At 66.9% G+C, this 18,429-nt stretch carries 19 protein-coding genes; 9 read left to right on the top strand and 10 right to left on the bottom strand.

What is annotated here, in order from left to right; genetic code table 11:
• Nucleotides 1-45 precede the first annotated feature (45 nt).
• Both A5764_RS24675 and A5764_RS24670 read left to right on the top strand, forming a co-directional pair.
• On the top strand, nt 46-666 hold the full coding sequence (locus A5764_RS24675; RefSeq protein WP_067118645.1) for a TIGR03085 family metal-binding protein: 621 nt from the start codon (nt 46-48) through the stop codon (nt 664-666).
• Nucleotides 667-1,017: 351 nt separating this feature from the next.
• A complete protein-coding gene (locus A5764_RS24670) occupies nt 1,018-1,911 on the top strand; it encodes an NAD(P)H-binding protein (RefSeq protein WP_231989810.1) in 894 nt (297 codons plus the stop codon).
• Between the two features lie 15 nt (nt 1,912-1,926).
• On the opposite strand, the gene A5764_RS24665 is transcribed toward A5764_RS24670, so the two are convergent.
• From A5764_RS24665 to A5764_RS24655, 3 genes are all read right to left on the bottom strand, one after another.
• Entirely contained in the window at nt 1,927-3,477 is a 1,551-nt protein-coding gene (locus A5764_RS24665; RefSeq protein WP_067118640.1) for a class I adenylate-forming enzyme family protein, read from the bottom strand.
• The gene (locus A5764_RS24660) at nt 3,474-4,256 is read right to left on the bottom strand and encodes an acyl-CoA thioesterase domain-containing protein (RefSeq protein WP_067118936.1); all 783 of its coding nucleotides are present in this window, start codon (nt 4,254-4,256) and stop codon (nt 3,474-3,476) included. Before A5764_RS24660 ends, A5764_RS24665 begins: the two co-directional genes overlap by 4 nt.
• A 248-nt stretch (nt 4,257-4,504) precedes the next feature.
• Nucleotides 4,505-5,218 carry a VIT family protein gene (locus A5764_RS24655; RefSeq protein WP_067118638.1) on the bottom strand — a complete coding sequence of 238 codons (714 nt, stop codon included), beginning with the start codon at nt 5,216-5,218 and terminating at the stop codon, nt 4,505-4,507.
• Nucleotides 5,219-5,408: 190 nt separating this feature from the next.
• Here A5764_RS24655 and A5764_RS27865 point away from each other — a divergent pair, with 190 nt between their 5' ends.
• Nucleotides 5,409-6,062, top strand: coding sequence for a chitin-binding protein (locus tag A5764_RS27865; protein ID WP_082951888.1), 654 nt, complete (start codon nt 5,409-5,411; stop codon nt 6,060-6,062).
• 79 nt (nt 6,063-6,141) lie between these two features.
• On the opposite strand, the gene A5764_RS24645 is transcribed toward A5764_RS27865, so the two are convergent.
• Complete coding sequence (locus tag A5764_RS24645) at nt 6,142-7,065, bottom strand: TIGR03619 family F420-dependent LLM class oxidoreductase (RefSeq protein ID WP_067118632.1); 924 nt, start codon at nt 7,063-7,065, stop codon at nt 6,142-6,144.
• A 93-nt stretch (nt 7,066-7,158) separates the two neighbouring features.
• Between A5764_RS24645 and A5764_RS24640 the strand changes: the two genes are divergently transcribed.
• Both A5764_RS24640 and A5764_RS24635 read left to right on the top strand, forming a co-directional pair.
• Nucleotides 7,159-7,479 (top strand): helix-turn-helix transcriptional regulator, encoded by a 321-nt coding sequence (locus tag A5764_RS24640; protein WP_067118629.1) that lies wholly within the window; start codon nt 7,159-7,161, stop codon nt 7,477-7,479.
• Between the two features lies 1 nt (nt 7,480).
• The gene (locus A5764_RS24635) at nt 7,481-7,969 is read left to right on the top strand and encodes a hypothetical protein (RefSeq protein WP_067118627.1); all 489 of its coding nucleotides are present in this window, start codon (nt 7,481-7,483) and stop codon (nt 7,967-7,969) included.
• Here A5764_RS24635 and A5764_RS24630 read toward each other — a convergent pair.
• The 3 genes from A5764_RS24630 to A5764_RS24625 all read right to left on the bottom strand — a co-directional run bounded on the left by A5764_RS24630 (nt 7,966) and on the right by A5764_RS24625 (nt 9,990).
• A complete protein-coding gene (locus A5764_RS24630; protein ID WP_067118622.1) occupies nt 7,966-8,601 on the bottom strand; it encodes a class I SAM-dependent methyltransferase in 636 nt (211 codons plus the stop codon). The two genes, A5764_RS24635 and A5764_RS24630, sit on opposite strands and share 4 nt — an antisense overlap.
• 17 nt (nt 8,602-8,618) lie before the next feature.
• Nucleotides 8,619-8,810, bottom strand: coding sequence for a hypothetical protein (locus A5764_RS29910; protein ID WP_082951887.1), 192 nt, complete (start codon nt 8,808-8,810; stop codon nt 8,619-8,621).
• A 223-nt stretch (nt 8,811-9,033) separates the two neighbouring features.
• A complete protein-coding gene (locus A5764_RS24625) occupies nt 9,034-9,990 on the bottom strand; it encodes a GlxA family transcriptional regulator (protein WP_067118620.1) in 957 nt (318 codons plus the stop codon).
• A gap of 71 nt (nt 9,991-10,061) precedes the next feature.
• Between A5764_RS24625 and A5764_RS24620 the strand changes: the two genes are divergently transcribed.
• Nucleotides 10,062-11,333 carry an MFS transporter gene (locus tag A5764_RS24620; RefSeq protein WP_197501718.1) on the top strand — a complete coding sequence of 424 codons (1,272 nt, stop codon included), beginning with the start codon at nt 10,062-10,064 and terminating at the stop codon, nt 11,331-11,333.
• A gap of 177 nt (nt 11,334-11,510) precedes the next feature.
• Nucleotides 11,511-12,611, top strand: a complete 1,101-nt coding sequence (locus tag A5764_RS24615) for a HoxN/HupN/NixA family nickel/cobalt transporter (protein ID WP_067118615.1) — start codon at nt 11,511-11,513, stop codon at nt 12,609-12,611.
• Between the two features lie 66 nt (nt 12,612-12,677).
• Here A5764_RS24615 and A5764_RS24610 read toward each other — a convergent pair whose 3' ends face one another.
• Nucleotides 12,678-13,370 carry a type 1 glutamine amidotransferase domain-containing protein gene (locus A5764_RS24610; protein ID WP_082951903.1) on the bottom strand — a complete coding sequence of 231 codons (693 nt, stop codon included), beginning with the start codon at nt 13,368-13,370 and terminating at the stop codon, nt 12,678-12,680.
• A gap of 465 nt (nt 13,371-13,835) precedes the next feature.
• Between A5764_RS24610 and A5764_RS24600 the strand changes: the two genes are divergently transcribed.
• Nucleotides 13,836-14,843 carry a YihY/virulence factor BrkB family protein gene (locus tag A5764_RS24600; protein ID WP_067118609.1) on the top strand — a complete coding sequence of 336 codons (1,008 nt, stop codon included), beginning with the start codon at nt 13,836-13,838 and terminating at the stop codon, nt 14,841-14,843.
• Between the two features lie 3 nt (nt 14,844-14,846).
• Here the strand turns inward: A5764_RS24600 and A5764_RS24595 are convergent, their stop codons facing one another.
• Nucleotides 14,847-15,980 (bottom strand): BTAD domain-containing putative transcriptional regulator, encoded by a 1,134-nt coding sequence (locus A5764_RS24595; RefSeq protein WP_067118606.1) that lies wholly within the window; start codon nt 15,978-15,980, stop codon nt 14,847-14,849.
• A 108-nt stretch (nt 15,981-16,088) separates the two neighbouring features.
• Here A5764_RS24595 and A5764_RS24590 point away from each other — a divergent pair, with 108 nt between their 5' ends.
• On the top strand, nt 16,089-16,943 hold the full coding sequence (locus A5764_RS24590; protein WP_231989809.1) for a class A beta-lactamase-related serine hydrolase: 855 nt from the start codon (nt 16,089-16,091) through the stop codon (nt 16,941-16,943).
• Between the two features lie 16 nt (nt 16,944-16,959).
• On the opposite strand, the gene A5764_RS24585 is transcribed toward A5764_RS24590, so the two are convergent.
• On the bottom strand, nt 16,960-18,378 hold the full coding sequence (locus tag A5764_RS24585; protein ID WP_067118605.1) for a serine/threonine-protein kinase: 1,419 nt from the start codon (nt 18,376-18,378) through the stop codon (nt 16,960-16,962).
• Nucleotides 18,379-18,429 lie beyond the last annotated feature (51 nt).

Below are 18,429 nucleotides of genomic sequence, written 5' to 3'. Positions count from 1 at the left end.
CCACATATCATTTGAATTTAGCCGACGTAGCTGAAGGGATATTAGGTGTCCGTTGCTCAACGCGAACGCGCCGCCCTGGTCGAGACCCTGCGCGAGGTCGGGCCCGACGCGCCCACCCTGTGCGAAGGGTGGAAGACCCGAGACCTAGCCGCCCACCTGGTGATCCGGGAATACCGCCCCGACGCCGCGCCGGGAATCATGATTCCCTTCTTTGCCTCGCATACCGCCAAGGTGCAAGACGAGGTGGCCGAGCAGACGGACTGGGACGCGCTGGTGGACAAGCTCGCGTCCGGTCCGCCCGTCTACTCGCCGTTCAAACTGCTCGACCCGGTGGCCAATGTCGCCGAGATGTTCATCCACCATGAGGACGTGCGCCGCGCGCAGCCGGGCTGGGAGCCGCGGGTGCTCGAACAGGGGCTGTGTCGGGCGCTGCGGCGCACGCTGTCGCTGATGGCCCGGGTGACGCTGGCCAAAGTCCCCGGGCGGGTGGCCTTGCGCATCCCGGAGGGCAAGACGGTGCTGACCGCGGGTCGCGGCCCGACGGTCGTGGTGACCGGCGCGCCCGAGGAACTGCTGTTGTTCTCCGTCGGGCGGGAGGCGCGGGTCGAGATCGACGGCGACGCGGCGGCGATCCAGGCGGTCCGCGACGCACCGAAGGGCTTGTAGCGGTCCACGGCCACGCCGGCCACTTCAGCACCACCAGCGAGTTGTCACGCGAATCGAAAACTTGATATCGGGTGCGCTGTCAAGTTGCTCGCCGGGAGCTAGGTCAAGAACGCGACCGGCTGGCGTGGTCGATCCCCGCGGTGTCGGCGGCGGGAGTTTCGATGTGAACGGGCGCTCTCGGTGTGTGGTCGATTCGGAGCCCCACTGACATTCCTGGCTTGCATCCCGTACCACACGCCGCCCGGCCATCGGCGCCTACACTTTGACCACGGGGTTCGGTCAGGAGCGGCGGATGAATCGCTGGAGTTGCCGACTGGTCGTCAGCGGTCGATCGTGACGGGGCCGCTTCATTTGATCACCGGCGCCGGTGGAGGCACCGGCGGCGTGAGCCGGCTGGTGGTCGAGCAGCTGCGCGGGCGCGGCGAACGCGTGCGCGCACTGGTTCACCGCGACGATGCGCGCGCCGGCCCGTTGCGCGACCTTGGCGCCGAGGTGGTGGTCGGCGACCTGACCGATCCGCGGGACGTGGTGGACGCCATCAGTGGCGTTGACCGCGTGTTCTTCTCCATGAGCGTCTCACCGGACTACCTGCAGGCCACCGTCGTCGTGTGTGACGCGGCGTTGGAATCGGGTCGCCTCGAGGCGCTGGTGAACATGTCGCAGATGACGGTCTCGCAGATGACGCTGACCAGCAGCGGGGAGTCTCATCAGCATCGCTTGCACTTTCTCGCGGAGCATCTCCTGAACTGGTCCGGGGTGCCGGTCGTGCACATCAGACCGACTGCGTTCCTCGACAATCCGATGTTCACGTTGTTTGCGGTTCCGTTGTTGCGGGAGCGAAACGTCTTGGCGCTGCCGTTCGGCAGCGGCCGCACCTCACCGATCGCCGCCAGCGATGTCGCCCAGGTGGTCTCAACCGTCCTGATGGACCCGCCACAGCGCATCGGGCACGTGTACGAGTTGACCGGTCCGGAAAGCCTCGACATCGATGGATTGGCCGCACAGTATTCTCGCGGGTTGCATCGACCGATCACCGGCAGCGATATCCCGCATGACAAGTGGGTCGAGGAGGTTCTCAAGCCGTTGGGCCTTCCTGAGCACCTCCAGCAGCACCTCGCAACTATGGCGCAATTACATCGCGCTGGCCGCTACGACCGCGCCACCGATGACGTTGAAAAGCTAACCGGTCGAAAGGCTTTGACTGTCGAGCAATACATCACTGAGAACCCGCAGCTGTTCTCTTGAGGATCCCTACCGAAATCAGCCGAAGGCCTCGCGCAGGTCTTTCTTGATGACCTTGCCGAATTGGTTACGGGGCAGCGCATCGACGATCACCAGGCGCTCGGGGTGCTTGTAGCGGCTCAGCCCTTGCGAACGGCAGTGCCTGACCAGGGATTCCAACGACACCGCGTCGGCCGACGCGGGCACCACGACGGCGCAGACGCGCTCGCCGGTGCGGGGGTCGGGCACCCCGATGACCGCGACATCGGCCACCGCGGGATGGGCGGCCAGCGCATTTTCGACTTCGAGGGCCGACACGTTCTCCGCGTTGCGGATGATCGCGTCTTTGATGCGACCGGTCACGCGGACGTTGCCGTCGGCGTCGATCAGTCCGAGATCGCCTGTGCGCAGCCAGCCTTGGGCGTCGAACGCATCGGCGTCGAGCGTGGCGTCCGCGTAGCCCAGGAAGCATTGCGGTCCCTTGAGCCGCAGCTCGCCCTCCTTGCCGACGGGCAGTTCGGTTTCCGAGTTGTCGACCACCCGGACGCTGACCCCGGGAGTCGGCGCGCCAACGGTGTGGTCGAGCACGTGCGGCGCGGCGGACAAGGGCGGCGAGGTCGCCACCGGAAATTCGGTGAGCCCCCAGGCGTTGGCGATGCCGGCCACCCGGAAGGTTTCGCGGATCTGTCGTCCCAGCTCTGCGGTGATGGGGGCGCCCCCGGCCAGGCAGCCCCGCACGCAAGGAAACAGCCGATCGTCGCCGTGCGCCCGTTGGGCCTCGAGAAATCCGACGAAGAAGGGCGTCGCCATGCCCAGGAAGGTCGGTTTGTGCGCCGCGACGGAAAACGGTGTCGTCGCCGGATCGAAGACCTCGAACAGCGCGAGCCGCATGCCGCTCAGCAGCGCAGCGGCCAGCATCACGGCTCCGCCGATGTGGGCGACGGGAAAGGCAACCGGGTCGACGTCGCCGGCGGTGATGCCGATGGTGCGCACCAGGCCGGTCGCGGCGGCGATCACCGACGCGTCGGTGTGGCGGATGCCCTTGGGCGCCGCGGTGGTGCCCGACGAGTAGTAGACCCACCGGGCGTCGCTCGCCGGTCCCGGAACCGGCCCGAGCGCGTGCGCGCTCGCTCGGGGCAGCCGTAGTTCGCCGGTTTCCGGCGGGGTTTCCAGGTCGACGGTGATGACCTGGAAACCCGCATCCGAGGCCAATGCCCGCGCCAGCCCACCGTGATCGAATCCGTGCCAGACCTCGGGTGCCACAAGGAATTCCGTGGACAGCTGCGCGGTGATGAAACCGACCTCGCGTTCGCGCAGTATCGGGATGATCGGGTTTTGCACCGTCCCAAGCCGGACCAGCGCCGCCATGACGACCATGGTTTCCAATGTGGTGGGCAGTTGCCAGGACACGACGCTTCGGGCGCCGATGCCGCGTTCGGCGAACGCGGCGGCCGTCGTGCACGCTTCGTCGCGGAACTGGCCGGCGGTCAGGCTGCGTCCGTACTCGTCGGCGAGGAGCGGCCGGTCGGGATCGCGTTGCGCCGCGTCGGCGATCAGCCCCCAGTAGGTGACGCCCCGCTCACCCGTCATCCGGCCGGCAGCTCAGATGGTGGACGAAATCCGGAGTGCGCGATCGCGACGGACACGCAATTGCCGATCGGGCCCTTCTGATCGACGAGGACGGCCGAGCCGGTGGCCACCCCGTCGTGGCTGTAGTGCGTCAGCGAAGCCAGACCGAGCTGGATCCCTTCGGGCAGCCGGCTCAGCGTCAGGGTGTAGTCGGCGTTGATGAACTGCAACGCGTTGGTGCCCCAGTTCGCGATTGACGCCGTGATGTCGGCCGCCATGGCCGCGCGGGTGAAGGCGCTGAGGGGTTCGTCGTCGATCAATGGGCGCGTTTCGTGCAGCCAGGTGTATTTGGGCCCAGATCGGTCGGCCCAGTCGGGATCGGGATTCTGGATTCCGGAGCCCCAGCCGTAGGTCCGCAGGAAAAGCGACGGTTGGGCGCCGTCCTCGATGGGCAGCGGCGGCAGTTGTACCGATTGGGACCAGACCTGTCCATCGGGCTGCGTGCCGCGCCGCAGAAACAGTGCGCTCGCCCGCGCGACCGTGACGTCATTCTGGATGAGAACGGCCTCGACGAGCCGCAATCGCCGGCGGTCGTGGTGGACGCGGGTTTGTACCTCGATTGGTTCCAGCGCGGTGGGCGCGGGAAGGTCGACGGTCAGCCGCGCGGGCTGCAATTGCGGATCGTCGACCGCGCGCTCGACCGCCCAGCCCAGCAGCCCGCCGACGACATGGCCGCTGAGCGACGGGCCCCACCCACCGCGCGCGATTCCGGTTGGCGCGTAATGACTTCCGTCGCGCACAAAGTACGGCAGGGACGCCGCCGGTTGAATCTCGTCCGGCGAAGGCTTCGTTTCGGTCAAGGCGCGACTCTCCACGTGGTCGGGACTCTCATGCGATTCCTCCAGCACGGAGGCCAACTGTAGATCTTACAGTTTCGTTTCCAGTCCCGATCGCCGTGGCGACGTATCGCCGAGATCGACGCTAGCGCGCAACGCACTCGAACTTTTTCCAGCTGCCGTCGATTTCGGTGGCCAGCCGTGGCGGGCGATCAGGCGATCGCGGCGCCCACCAAATGGCCGATCGCATAGGTGACCGCTAAGGCAAGACCACCACCGATGATGTTGCGGAGCATCGCCCGGCCCTGCGGCGCCCCGCCCAATCCGGCCGACACTGACCCGGTGACCAGCAACGCCAGTAGTACCGCCACGACGGTGGCCGGGATCCGCCATGCCACCGGTGGCGCCAAGATCACGATCAACGGCAGCAAGGCACCGAGCGTGAACGACAGCGCCGAGGACAACGCGGCCTGCCACGGGTTGGTGAGCTCGTCGGGATCAATACCGAGTTCCACCTCGGCATGGGCCAGCAACGGATTGTGATCGGTGAGTTCCTCGGCCACCGTGCGGGCGGTGGCCGGCGTCAGGCCTTTCGCTTCATACAGTGCGGCAAGCTCGTCCAACTCGGCGGCCGGATCGTCGCGCAACTCCTGAATTTCCTTGTGCAGCAGCGCCCGTTCGGCGTCGCGCTGGGTGCTGACGGAGACGTACTCCCCCAAGGCCATCGACACGGCCCCAGCGGCCAGCCCGGCGACCCCGGCGGTCAGTATGGGAGCGCGCGCCACCGTCGCGGCCGCCACACCCACGACGATGCCCGCTATGGAGACGATTCCGTCATTGGCGCCCAGCACCCCGGCGCGCAGCCAATTCAGCCTTGCCGCCATCGAACCGACATGGGGTTCGGCGGGATGAGACCTAGCTGACACGGACCCCACGATAGACCTCAAAAACGCGGTCTACCAGCCAAGATAGCCTTGCCAAATGTAGCGCAGCCTCGTCTAATGCGTGCCGTCAAACGTTGCGCATGGTCCTGTCACAGCGGATCCATAGACGAGCTTTCTAATGTTGCGGGCGTTGGGGGGTTCAGGAACTCCACTATTGGATGGGTGAAGGACCATGAAACTAAAGCAAATTATCGCGGGGGGAACGATCGCCGGAGCACTCGGCGCGGCCGCGTTGGGAGTGGGCGCCGGTTTGGCGAATGCCGCTCCCGGACCGCAACCGCCGGCTCCAGGCGGTAACCACGCCGGGCCTGCACCCGGAGACTTCCACGCCCCGAACGCACCCGGCAATCCCGGTGGGCCGGGCGGACCCGGGGGGCCGGGCCATCCGGACGGACCCGATCATCCGGGCGGCCCCGGCGGCCCCGGCGGGCCCCCGCCCGGTCACCCAGATGGCCCCGGCGGCCCAGGTGGACCTCCGGGCGGACCTGGCGGGCCGGGCCATCCGGGCGGACCCGATCATCCGGGCGGCCCCGGCGGCCCTGGTGGGCCTCCGCCCGGTCACCCAGATGGCCCAGGGGGCCCGGGCGGCGCGTGGCACGGCGACCCTCAGCGCGGCTACTTCCACGGCGCCCCGTGGGGCGATGGACCGGGACCGTGGGGATACGGCGCGCCGCCACGGCCGGCATGGGACCGACCGCTTCCGCCGCCTGGCGGGGCATGGGGCTATGGGCCGGTCAATTACTACGGCTACCAGGAAACGCCCATCTGGGATCCCGGCTTCAACCAATGGGGCTTCTGGTTCTTCGGGGTCTGGATCCCGCTGTAAACCTAGGGAAATCAAGGGCACGCGCGACGGCCGCTTCGCCAATCGGCGGGGCGGCCGTCGGCGTATCCAAACCGGTTTGTCATCCAGTCACTTTGGGCTTGATCTCCTCGATCACCCACTGCGCGTAGTCGAGGTACTCATCGACCCCGCGGACCGCGGGCACGGGCACCGCGCTGACGGTCACCCCCTGCTCGGCGAGCCAGCACAGGCGGTCAACGATCTCCTGGGCGCTCAGGCCGGGACGAGCGTCTGGATCGTCGACAATGCGATGTCCCTCACCGACGCGCGTGGTGCCCATTCCGTGCATGACCTCGAACGGGCGGCCGCCGTACGCGGGCTGACCCTTGATGAAGTCGACACGTTCGGCGATCTTGTCCGCCGGGGTCAGGAACGGCCACCAACCGGAGGCAAATCTGGCCGCGCGCTTGAGGGCCGCATCGGCGTCACCGCCGATCCAGATCGGAAGGTGCGGTTTCTGAACGGGTTTCGGCTCGAAGGCCACGTCGCGGAATGAAACGTATCTTCCGTCGAAGCGAGGCGATTCGCTGGTCCACAGCTCGATGATCGCCGCCAGGTACTCGTCTGCGATGCGGCCACGTTCGCCGAAAGGCACCCGGAGCAGCTCGAATTCGCGTTGCAGCCAACCGACTCCGAAGGTGGCCATCATGCGCCCACTGCTCATCCAGTCGGCGGTCGCCAAAGCCTTGGCCAGCACGATCGGGTGCTGCAGCGGTAACAGCGTGACACACGAGTTCAGCCGAATCCGTTCGGTCGCCCCGGCGATGTAAGCCTGGGCGACGGTCGACTGAAGGTAATGCGGACCCGAAAGTTCGACGTTGTCGGCGGGAATGACGAAGTGCTCGGGGATCGCGATCATGTCGTAGCCCATCGCCTCGGCGCGTTTGACCATGCGGGTCTGGTCGGCGCCGGTGACGGCGGCTTCCCAGGGCTGGGTCATTGCCTTGAGCCGCACCATGTGCGGCAGCGGGAAGACGAATTTCACCGGGGCTCCTGGCGTGCTCGACGAACGGAGTGATCGTCCCAGCATAAAGACGCAGGTCGTTCATCAATATAGCAGAACTGCTATACTTCGGAGATGACTTCTTACGGCGGTGATCTGATTCGCGAAGCCCGCCGGCGCGCGGGCCTGACGCAGGTAGAGCTGGCAAGCCGGGCCGCGACAACCCAATCCGCCATCGCACGTTGGGAGGCCGGGCGCACCGCCGTCAGCCTCGACGACGTCCGTCGGCTGGTGCGCCTGTGCGGTTTCGACCTCGAGCTGATGCTCGTGCCGCGCGACGACAGCGACATGGCCCAGGCCGCGCGGCTTGCCGCACTCAGCGGACAGGAGCGCATCGACCGCCACGCTCGGGTGACCCGGCAGCTGGCGGCGCTGCGCGAGGCCGGACGGAGCTGAGATGGAACTCGACCTGCCCCGCATCGTGGCGGTCCTGAATCGAAACAACGTCTCCTACATCCTCATTGGCGGCCTCGCCGCGGTCTACCACGGCTCACCGTTTCCCACTGAGGACGCCGATATCACCCCGGACACGAACCGGCGCAACCTCAATCGCCTCGCCACCGCGCTGCGCGAACTCAACGCGCGAATCCGCACCGACTCCGAACCCGGCGGCCTACCGTTCCGGTGTGACGGCGAGGCACTGGCCGCCGCGCAAACCTGGAATTTCACGACCGACGCCGGCGATCTCGACGTGACCTTCAACCCTTCCGGCACACGGGGTTATCGCGATCTGCGCCGCGATTCCGCCCAGGCCGAGCTTTACGGGGTGAGCGTGCGCATCGCGTCGCTCGGTGACGTCATCCGGTCGAAGCAAGCCGCCAATCGGCCGAAGGATCAGCGAATGCTGCCGGCATTGCGCGAGATCCTCGCCCGACGGCAGGGCTAGCTCTTGGTGCCGACGGTGATCAGATCCGACACGATCCGCGTCCAAACCGGTCGCCGGATGCGGTGCTGATCGCTGATGCTGAACCCCGCGTCTTCAAACATCGATCGCATCTCCGCCGGCGACGCGTTGTGCTGCGGCTTCCACCTGTGCGACGAGCGCGGCTGCAGCAGCGGTTGGCGGGTGCTCAGGGCCGAGACGGCCACCAGTCCGCCGGAGCCCAACACGCGATGGAATTCGCGTAGCGCCGCCGGTTGGTCGAAGAAGTGGAACGCCGAGGTCGTCACGACGGCGTCGAGGGTGCCATCGTCGAACGGCAGCTGCTCGGCCGGGGCGCGCAACCATGTCACCCGGTCGGACCTGGCGTGGGCCTGGCTGAGCATGCCGTCGGACATGTCGACGCCGTAGATCTCGTCGAGGTGTAGTTCGCGCGCGATCCGATCGCTGAGAATGCCTGTGCCACAGGCGATGTCAGCGATCCGGCGAGATCTGTGGTCGCGCAGCTGCGCGATCACCTCGTCGTGGGGCGGACGGTAAATCCATTGCTGCAGGAACGGGAGGTCGTAGGCAGGGGCGAGGAAACTCCACATCCGGGTGACCGCGTCGTTGAACCCTCGGCGTTGTCCGTCGGTCATTTGCTGGCCGCAAGCACCTAGCGCGGACCCGGCCCGCCCGGACCACCCGGGCCGCCGGGGCCACCGGGCCCGCCCGGCCCGCCGGGTCCGCCGGGGCCATTTGCGGTCGGCAGCCAGAACACGCATTGGTTGAGGCCGGTGCTCCACACCCAGCCGGGGGCGCACGGGTCGTCGGCCCGCGCGATCGCCGGCGCGGCGACTACGGTCACCGGCAATGCGGCCAAAACAAGCGCGAAAGCACCTGCGCCACAGCGCATTAGTGCATCCCTCAGTGCGGGCCTCATTGCGATTGTCGCCATGTCAGTCCTCCTCCCGGCGAGTGACCAGCTCCGACATTCGATGCGGGCGCCCGCGCGTTTTGCCTCAGTACTGATTTAATCGCGGTCCGCAGTCGCCGGACCAGCATTTGGGCGAATTCGATATGCGCCGCGGTCACCCCGCGGGCGCGGTGGTGAAGGTTCGGCGGTAGGCGTCGGGAGTGGTGGCGAGCGTCTGGCGGAAGTGCCGGCGGAGGGTGGCCGCGCCCCCGAAGCCGCATTCGGTGGCGATGCGTTCGATGGGTAAGTCGGTGGTTTCCAACAGCTGTTGGGCTCGGCGTACACGTTGGGCATTGAGCCAGTCGAGGGGCTTGGTCCCGGTGCGGGCAACGAGTTGCCGGTGCAGGGTTCTGACACTCACCCCCGACCGATTGGCAAGATGTTCGACGGTCAGCGGTTCGTCGAGATGCGCGAGTACCCAATCCATCGTGTCGCCGACGACGTCGTTGCTCACCGTGTCGGGGATCGGATTCGCGTACTGGCGTTGGTGCCCCTCGCGATGTGGCGGCGCCACCAGCCGTCGCGCCACTTGATTGGCAACCGTTGCGCCATAGTCTTTTCGCACGATGTATAGGCACAGGTCCGTGCCCGCGGATTTCCCGGCCGAGGTGAGGACGTCGCCCTCGTCGACGTAGAGCGCCGCCGAGTCCACCGAGATTTGCGGGTAGCGCCGCGCGAGGGTGGACGCGTGCATCCAATGCGTCGCCGCGCGTCGCCCGTCGAGCAGACCGGCCGCGGCGAGGGCGAAGGCGCCGGTGCAGATCGACGCGACGCGGGCTCCGCGCCGCGATGCCAACCGGATCGCATCGACCAGTCCCCGCGGCGGCTCCAGCGCGTCGTCGTGGCAGGCGGGCACGATGACCGTGTCCGCACTGATCAGGTCGGCATAGGTATACGGCGTCGCCGCCGTGAACCAACGGTCCACGCGCGTTCCGCCGGATGGGCTGCACACCCTCAGCTCGTACCAGTCGTCGCTCAGGTCCGAGCGGTTGGTGCCGAAGATCGCGCACGGGGCGGCGAGTTCGAAGATCGGCACCCGGTTGCTCAGTGCCACGGCAACAATGTGCGCCATGACCGAAATTGTACGGTATGTGTCATATCGGCCACTGGCTCGGCGGTGCGTCGGCGACGGATGCTCGAATGATGATGAAGAGAACCATTGATCAAGAGGCCCGCGTCGGTACTTCCGGATGGTTGCGCCCGGCGATCGCGGTGGCGGCAATCGGTTGGGGCGCCAATCAGTTCGCGCCGTTGATCGTGATGTACCAGCAGCACGGCCTGTCGGTCGCCGCGACCCAGGTGATGTTCGCACTCTATGCGGTGGGTCTGGTGCCGGCGCTCCTGGTCGGAGGCCGTTGGTCCGACCGGGCCGGGCGCCGGGTCGTGGTGATGACAGCGTTGCTGCTGTCGCTGGCCGCCTCGGTTGTCCTGATGACCGGCTCGGCATGGCACGGGCTGCTGTTTCCCGGGCGCCTGCTCGCCGGGGTGAGCAGTGGCCTCGCCTTCGGTACCGGTGCGGCCTGGATCAGGGAGCTGTCCGCGCTCGATGCTCATCACACGGCGGGGCCCCGACGTGCGACCGTCGCGATGACGATCGGCTTCGGCGGTGGTCCGTTGGCAGCCGGGCTTGTGGCTCAACACCTTTCGCGTCCCGAGCTGTGGCCGTACGTACCACAGATCGCGCTTGCGGCCCTCGCGCTGCTCTCGGTTGGCAAAGCCGGGGACTCGTCGGGCTCTGCGGGCGCGGCCACCGTAGCAGGTTCGACCGCGCGCGATGCGTCACTGCGTAAACACCTGCTGTTGGTGTCAGCGCCGTTCGCGCCGTGGGTATTTGGGACCGCCGCGGTGGCGCTGGCCTACCTGCCGGCGCTGGTCGCAGACCGCGCCGGTTCGCAGCCGTTGGCTTTTGCGGCGGTCGCCACGGCGATCCCGGCCTTCGCCGGGGTGCTCGTTCAGCCGTTGGTCGCCCGTCTGCGTCCGGGCGGTCGGCTCGGCCTTCTGCAGCCGGCGATGATCGTGGCTGTCCTCGCGCTGATCGTCGCCGCGTGGGCCGCCTCGGCGGCGACCGTGTGGGCCGTCCTGGTGGCCGCCGCGGTGCTGGGTGCCGCGTACGGCGTCACGCAGTTCGCGGGCCTCGCCGACGTCCAGCGCGTCGCCGACCCAAGCAGGCTTGGCTTGGCGACGTCCGCCTACCAGGCGTTGAGCTACCTGGGATTCGCGCTGCCGTACCTGCTCACACTCGGCCACACCCACCTCGGTTGGTCTCCGGTCACCGGTTTAGGCGCGGTGGCGATCCTCGCGGTCGCATCGCTGCTGTGGCTCACCCTGCACGGCCGATTGGCGCGGCGGGCTGCCCATTGCCCCGCCAATGAAGCCGCGCCCTCGGCCCCGGTCAGCTGTTCGGCCCCGGCGTGACCGCGCTCCACCACTGCCGATGCGCCCGTTGACAATCGCCGCTACTCCTTGACGGGTTTGCGTCGGATACCCCCGGTGACGATCGCAATTACTTTTGCAAATCAATTGCATGTGCACTGCGGGCGTCGCTACGGTCGTGATGACGTGGTTTGCCGCCTATGCCCGAGGAGCCGCGACATGGTCCAAGTTGCGCCCGGCCCAGACCTCTCACCATGGTCTCGGCTGCGGGCGTCCTTGGCTCCGGCGGAGTGGTGGCGACTGTCATCGATGTTGGCGGTGATCGTCGCGCTGCATCTGATTGGCTGGCTCACGCTGACGTTGTCGGTGGACCCACGCGGGCCGAGCCTGAGCGGCAAGGCCTTTGGGATCGGCGTCGGGATTACGGCCTACACGTTGGGGCTGCGGCACGCCTTCGACGCCGACCACATCGCGGCCATCGACAACACCACCCGCAAGCTGATGAACGACGGACAGCGCCCGCTGGCGGTTGGCTTCTTCTTCTCGCTGGGCCACTCCACGGTCGTCTTTGCGCTGGCTCTGCTGCTGGCGACCGGCGTCAAGGCGGTCCTCGGGCCCATCGAGGACGACTCCTCGAGGCTGCACCACTACACCGGCCTGATCGGCACCAGCGTCTCCGGTGCGTTCTTGTACGCGATCGGGCTCCTGAACGTCGTCGCATTGGTGGGCATCTGGCGCGTGTTCAGGAGGGCACGGCACGGGTGCTACGACGAAGCCGAACTCGAAGCGCAATTGCAAAACCGCGGATTTTTCAACCGCGTCTTGGGCCGCGTCACCCGCTCGATCACGATGTCCTGGCACATGTACCCCATCGGGCTGTTGTTCGGCCTCGGTTTTGACACCGCCACCGAGATCGCCCTCCTGGTGCTGGCCGGCACCAGCGTCGCGGCCGGCTTGCCCTGGTATGCCATCTTGTGCCTGCCCATGCTGTTCGCCGCCGGCATGTGCCTACTCGACACCATCGACGGAACGTTCATGAACTTCGCCTACGGCTGGGCCTTTTCGCACCCGGTGCGCAAGATCTACTACAACCTCACCGTCACCGCGCTGTCGGTGGCCGTCGCCCTTGTGATCGGAAGCGTCGAACTGCTCAGCCTTTTCGCCGCCCAGCTCGGCTGGCGCGGCCCGTTCTGGGAATGGCTCGGTGGCCTCGACCTCAATACCGTTGGGTTCCTCATCGTCGGAATCTTCGTCGTCACGTGGGCAACCGCTCTGCTCATCTGGCGCTACGCCCGTGTCGAAGAGAAATGGAGCTCCTAGGCCGGCTACGTCAAAGACGAAATCTCTTTGCCATCGCAGTGTTTGATCATCGCGTGCGTAAGCGCATCAGTTGAGTACTTTGAGCAATTCCTGGGCGAGCGGCGTGGCCGAGGCGGGGTTCTGCCCGGTGTACAGGTTGCGATCCACGACGGTGAACGGCTTCCAGATTTCGCCGCGGACGAAGTCGACGCCCAACTTGACCAGTTCGTCTTCGGCAGTCCACGGGGCCTTTTCCCGCAGCCCGACGGCGTCCTCCTCGTCATTTGTGTACGCGGTGACGCGGTAGCCAGCGAACGGCGACACGCCACTGCGCCGGGTGGCCAGCATCGCGACCGGGGCGTGGCAAACGATCGCTAGAGGCTTGCCCGACGCGAGCGCAGCGATGAGCAGGCGACCGGAGTCGGCGTCCTGCCACAGGTCCTCCATGGGGCCGTGGCCGCCGGGGTAGTAGACGGCGTCGTAATCGTCCAAGCGAGCGTCGGCCAGTTCGATTGGCCTGCGCAACTCTTCGGCGGATCGCAGGACTTCCTCGAGCTGCCGAGCGATCTCTTCACTGCCGGCCATCGAGGGACGCAAGCTCATCACGTCCACGTATGGCACTATCCCGCGGGGAGTCGACACCACAATCTCGTGGCCGGCCGATGTCAGCGCGCTGTACGGCGCAGCGAATTCTTCGGCCCAATAACCAGTCGGGTGCCTGGTGCCGTCCTTCAGCGTCCAGAAGCTGGTTGCGGTCATCACGAACAGGACTTTCGCCATCAGCAGCAGCTCCCTTTGGTTCGGGAGACCTGTGCGAGTCATACCGGCAGCCCGCACGCCCGGACGGCAGAAGTCTATGTGTTGCTACGACCCGCGGCAATCGGCGGCAAATTCTGACTCGAACCGACTCCGTTGTCCAGACCGATGTGCTTGCAAACCGGTTTGCGCCGTTGCGCGCTCGCCGCCCTCCCCCGCTTCTGGCGACCAGACGCGCCGTCGCTTCGCTCCCGGATCGTTTGCGTATCAAGAAAAGTGGCTGTGAAAACGCGCCGGCTTGGCCCGCTGCGGCCGATCGGCTTCACCCGGTGGACCCAGGGCGACCGCGACGATCACAGCAAAACAAGCGGAAGGGGCTTCACCCGCGTGTCCAACAGCGGTTCAGCGCGATTGACGGTTGACGAATGCGGGTATGACCTGGTCATCCCATCGATTGGGTGTCCCCTCGTTGGCATGAAGTGAGGGCCGATGGTCGGCTGGCTGGACAGGTTGCAGCGACGGAACCGCGCCGTCGGCGTGATCATTGCCGTCATCTACAAATACCTCGACGACCAGGGCGGCTACCTGGCCGCGCTGATCACCTACTACGGGTTTGTGTCGCTGTTCCCGCTGCTACTGCTGCTGACCACCGGGCTCGGGGTATTGCTGGCCGGCCGCCCGGACCTGCAAGAGCAGGTGCTGCACAGCACGTTGAGCCAGTTCCCCGTCATCGGCACCCAGCTGCACCAGCCCGAAGGGCTGAGCGGAGGCACCGTCGCCGTGGTCGTTGGCATCGCGGGCGCGCTCTACGGCGGTCTTGGCGTCGGTCAGGCCGTGCAGAATGCGATGGACTCGGTATGGGCCGTCCCAAGGAACAACCGTCCCGATCCGTTTCGCTCACGCTTGCGCAGCTTGCTTCTGCTGCTGGTACTCGGTTCGGCCGCAATCGCCGTTACCGTCCTCTCCGCGGTCGGCCAGGCCACCGGCGCGCTCGGCCTCTTCGGGAAGATCGGCATCGCCCTCGTCGCCGTGGCGATCAACGCCCTGATCTGCTTGGTGGTGTTTCGCGTTACCACCGCGCGACAGCTCACATACCGCCAAGTGTGGCCCGGAGCAGTCGCCGCGGCCCTCATCTGGCAGATATTGCAGTGGTTCGGCGCCGGCTACATCCGGCACACGGTGAAGACGGCCAGCGCCACCAACAGCGTCTTCGCTCTGGTGCTGGGGTTGCTGGCCTTCCTTTACCTGATATCGATGACGCTGGTGCTGTGTGCCGAGATCAATGTCGTTCTGGTGGAACGGCTTTACCCCCGCGCGCTGCTCACTCCCTTCACCGACGACGTGGACCTTACCCAGGCCGACCGCAAGACCTACACCAAGAAGGCAAAAGCCGAGCGCGTCAAAGCCTTTCAGCGCGTCAGCGTCAGGTTCGGCGAGGTCGCTCCCAAGGCCACGAGCGAGCCTACGGCCCACGCCCACGACCGACCCGCCGACTAATAGCTAGGTCGCGCCGATCTCGAAGGTGAATTCGTGGCCGCAGATGCCAATGCGGTCGCCCTCGGCCAGCGTCGCGCTGATCCGAATTCGTTGGCCGGCCACATCGACTCCGTTGGCCGACCCAAGATCGGTGATGACCAAGCTGTTGCCGGTGTCGACGATCACCGCGTGATGGCGGCTGACGGTGTCATCGTCGAGCACAATGTCGTTGTCGACGAGCCGACCGATGCGGGTGGTTGCTCCTCGCAACGGATAACGACGTCCGTCGGAGTCGCGCAACTGCGCGACGACGAACCCCTGGGCGCCATCGGGCCGGCGCTGAAGGGTTCCCACGGCACGTTTAGCGGTGGCGCGCGCGGCGTTCTTGGTGTCAAGCGGCTCTTGGCGGAGGATCCGCTGGTGAAGGCCTCGCAACGTGGGACCGGGATCGATGCCCAGATCGTTGGCGAGCGAGGCCTTCAGCCGCGCGTACGCGTCGAGTGCATCGTATTGCCGTTCCGCGAGGTAGTACGCGGTTATCAGCTGGGCCCACAGCGGTTCTCGGTAGGGATGCTCGGACGCCAGCGGTTCGAGTTCGCCGATAGTGGAATGAATTCGCCCGCAAGCGATCTCGGCTTCTGCCCGTGCGGTCAGCGCCACCAGCTTGTCCTCAATCAACGCGGCGGCGAAGGCCGGGACGAATTCGAAGTCGCGCAGATCCTCCAGCACCGGGCCGCGCCATTCGGCCAGCGCGGCCGACAGGTGGCGACTGGCCTCGTCAAATCGGCCGGCGGCGGCGGCCTCGATACCTGCTTTTTGCTTGGCGGCGAAGCGGCCCAGATCGAAGGCCTCGTCGGGCACGTTGAGCCGATAGCCCGACTGGACGCTGACCAAGACGCCGGCGGCATCCTCGCCGGCGCCGCTCATCAGCCGGCGCAGCCTTGATATGTGCACATGCAGGCTCGCTCGAGCTTCCGGCGGTGGCCGCTCCTGCCATGCCGCGTCGATCAACGAGTCCATCGGGACGATGCGATTTCGATTGATCAACAACCTGGCCAGCACGGCCCGCTGCTTTGCCGCGCCCAACGGCACCTCGGTGCCGTTGGCGCTCAGCTGCAACGGTCCCAACACCCCAAACCCCAGAGCGCCATGGGCCATCCGGTCGCATTCCCTCCTTTAGTGATTCAAGACCATTGTGAGGCGTCGACCCTGTTTTGCGGCGCCGAACTCGTTGACAGGCACCGGCCAGTGCTCGATCGTCGACACGTGACGCCGCAGCGCTACCCGATCTCGGGGTCAAGCCGAAAGTTGTGGCTGATCTCGGTCGTGGCGTTGCTCGCCGCGGCGGCGCTGACCGCGGGCGTGATCATCGGCGAGCGCTTGGACAGCCGCAAACCACCCACGGCCGCGCTTGCCGCCGACCTCGCCCGATTGCAAACGCGGCTACGCGCGGTGGTCGGCGTCGCGGTTAGTGCCGTGGGTAGCGAGCAGCAGCCAATCGTATTGGGAGACTGGGAAAGTGGCCCTGCCTGGTCGACGATCAAGGTTCCGTTGGTGATAGCGGCGCTGCGCGAACGGAATCCACCGGAAGTCACCGGCGCAATGACCGCTGCCATCACCGAATCGGATAATGCGGCGGCCGAATCGATATGGGCCGGCCTGGGCGATCCGGTTACCGCCGCGCGCAAGGTCGAGGCCGTCTTGCGGGGAACGGGCGATCCCACGACGGTCCAGTCGCAGAAACTGCGCCCGGAGTTCACCGCGTTCGGTCAGACGGACTGGTCGTTGATCCACCAGCTGCGGTTCACGTCAGTTGCCTACTGCGACAGCGCGAACGCACCGATCTTCGGGCTGATGGGCCGGGTCGAACCGGATCAGCGGTGGGGCATCGGAACCGTGCCGGACGCCCTGTTCAAAGGCGGATGGGGACCGTCGCCCACGGGCAGCTATCTGGTCCGACAGCTGGGCGTGTTGGCCGCACCGAACGGGAGGATCGCCGTCGCGCTGGCCGCGCAGCCGGCCTCCGGAACGTTCGAGGACGGCACGGCCGCGCTCACCGAGATGGCCACGTGGTTGGCCGCCCACGTAACGGAATTGCCGGCCGGCAATTGCGGCCACTGACCGCGCGCGGCCTCACTCACCACAGGTACACGCGGGCACCGCTTCCCCCGGTGCAGGTGATCCAGCTGTCTCCCGGCAGCTGCTGGCAGTGCATCAGGAAGTTCGAGCCGTTGCACAGCGCGCCGGGAACCGCCTTGCAGTCAACGGCGCCCGGCGCCGACACGGCGCGCGGCAACGGGCTGGCGTTGCCGTATTCGGCCCAGTACGACGTCAGCACGCTGTTGGCGAAAAGGCATGACGTTTCGGGAGTCCCGCGCCCGGCATGGGTGCCAAAGCCCGTTGCCGTCGGCAACGTGAACCCCTGATCGCAGGACTGATGCAGAATGCTCTGGTCGGGTCCCGTCACCAGGGGAGGCAGCGCAGCACGCGCGGCAGGAACCTGCGGCTGCTCGGCCGGCTTGTGCACGAGCATGCCAATGACCACCCCGATGCCCGCGAGGATCAGAGCCGCCGCGACGGCGATGACGGTCGGCAGCACCCATCCGCGCCGGCGGTCAGGCGCACCGCGGTCGCCGCGCTCCGTTGCGGGCGCACCGCCGGACACAACGGTCGCATCCGCAGACATGGACGCGACACCGACCACATACGGTCGAGTGCCGTCGGCATCGGCCGGCGAGCCACGCAGGGCGCGCTGCGCCGCGCGCCCGAGTGCGCCCGCGGTTCCGTACCGGTCGTCGGGATGCTTGGCCATGCCGCGGGCGACGACGTCGTCGAGTGCGGCGGGAACCCGCGGGTTCGCCACGCTGGGTCGTGGGGGCGGCGAGGCGATGTGGGCCGCCACCAAGTGCTCGAGGCTGTCACCGGTGAACGGGGCGTGCCCGGTCAGCGATTCGTACAGCACGCACGCCAGCGCGTAGACATCGACGGCGGGCGTCGTCACCCCGTCGCTGAACCGTTCGGGCGCCATGTAGTTAAGCGTCCCGATCTGGGTGCCGGCCGTCGTCAACCGGGGGTCTCCCCTGCCCTCGGCGATGCCGAAGTCGACCAGATACACGAAATCGGTAGGGGTGACGATGATGTTCTGCGGCTTGACGTCCCGGTGGATCAGTCCCTCGGCGTGTGCGGCGTCCAAGGCCTCGGCGACCTGACCGATGACGGCCACCGCCCGAGACGGCGCCAATGGGCCCTCCGCGATCAGTTCTAGAAGGGTCTGCCCCTGCACCAGCCGCATGTCGATGTAGAGGCTGCCGTCGATCTCGCCCCAGTCGTGGATCGGGATGACGTGTGGTTCCTGCAGGATTGCCGCCGCCTGGGACTCTCGCTGGAACCTCATGCGAAACGTTTCGTCGCTTGAAAGCTGGTCGGCGAGAATCTTCAGCGCGACATTTCGCCGTTTGCCGGTGTCATAGGCTTCGTAGACCGTCCCGCCGCCGCCCTTCCCGAGCAGGCGCGTGATCTTGTACTTGCCGTACGTCGTGCCGACGCGCGAGTCCACTGCCGCAGTATCTCCCTCGCGGCCGACCCATGCACCTGTTTGCTGCGGAAG

It is taken from the genome of Mycobacterium sp. 852002-51057_SCH5723018 (assembly GCF_001667035.1).
GTDB lineage: Bacteria > Actinomycetota > Actinomycetes > Mycobacteriales > Mycobacteriaceae > Mycobacterium.
The sequence above is the reverse complement of the archived record's forward strand: the minus strand, read 5'-3'. Positions and strand labels throughout refer to the sequence as shown.

What these genes read in the sequence shown, in the direction of transcription:
- A5764_RS24635 (WP_067118627.1), top strand. Translation starts at nt 7,481, where the DNA reads ATGGAACTCGACCTGCCCCGCATCGTGGCGGTCCTGAATCGAAACAAC.
- A5764_RS24600 (WP_067118609.1), top strand. Translation starts at nt 13,836, where the DNA reads ATGGTCGGCTGGCTGGACAGGTTGCAGCGACGGAACCGCGCCGTCGGC.
- A5764_RS24615 (WP_067118615.1), top strand. Translation starts at nt 11,511, where the DNA reads ATGGTCCAAGTTGCGCCCGGCCCAGACCTCTCACCATGGTCTCGGCTG.
- A5764_RS24620 (WP_197501718.1), top strand. Translation starts at nt 10,062, where the DNA reads ATGATGAAGAGAACCATTGATCAAGAGGCCCGCGTCGGTACTTCCGGA.
- A5764_RS27865 (WP_082951888.1), top strand. Translation starts at nt 5,409, where the DNA reads ATGAAACTAAAGCAAATTATCGCGGGGGGAACGATCGCCGGAGCACTC.
- A5764_RS24640 (WP_067118629.1), top strand. Translation starts at nt 7,159, where the DNA reads ATGACTTCTTACGGCGGTGATCTGATTCGCGAAGCCCGCCGGCGCGCG.
- A5764_RS24610 (WP_082951903.1), bottom strand. Translation starts at nt 13,370, where the DNA reads ATGGCGAAAGTCCTGTTCGTGATGACCGCAACCAGCTTCTGGACGCTG.
- A5764_RS24595 (WP_067118606.1), bottom strand. Translation starts at nt 15,980, where the DNA reads ATGGCCCATGGCGCTCTGGGGTTTGGGGTGTTGGGACCGTTGCAGCTG.
- A5764_RS24665 (WP_067118640.1), bottom strand. Translation starts at nt 3,477, where the DNA reads ATGACGGGTGAGCGGGGCGTCACCTACTGGGGGCTGATCGCCGACGCG.
- A5764_RS24625 (WP_067118620.1), bottom strand. Translation starts at nt 9,990, where the DNA reads ATGGCGCACATTGTTGCCGTGGCACTGAGCAACCGGGTGCCGATCTTC.
- A5764_RS24630 (WP_067118622.1), bottom strand. Translation starts at nt 8,601, where the DNA reads ATGACCGACGGACAACGCCGAGGGTTCAACGACGCGGTCACCCGGATG.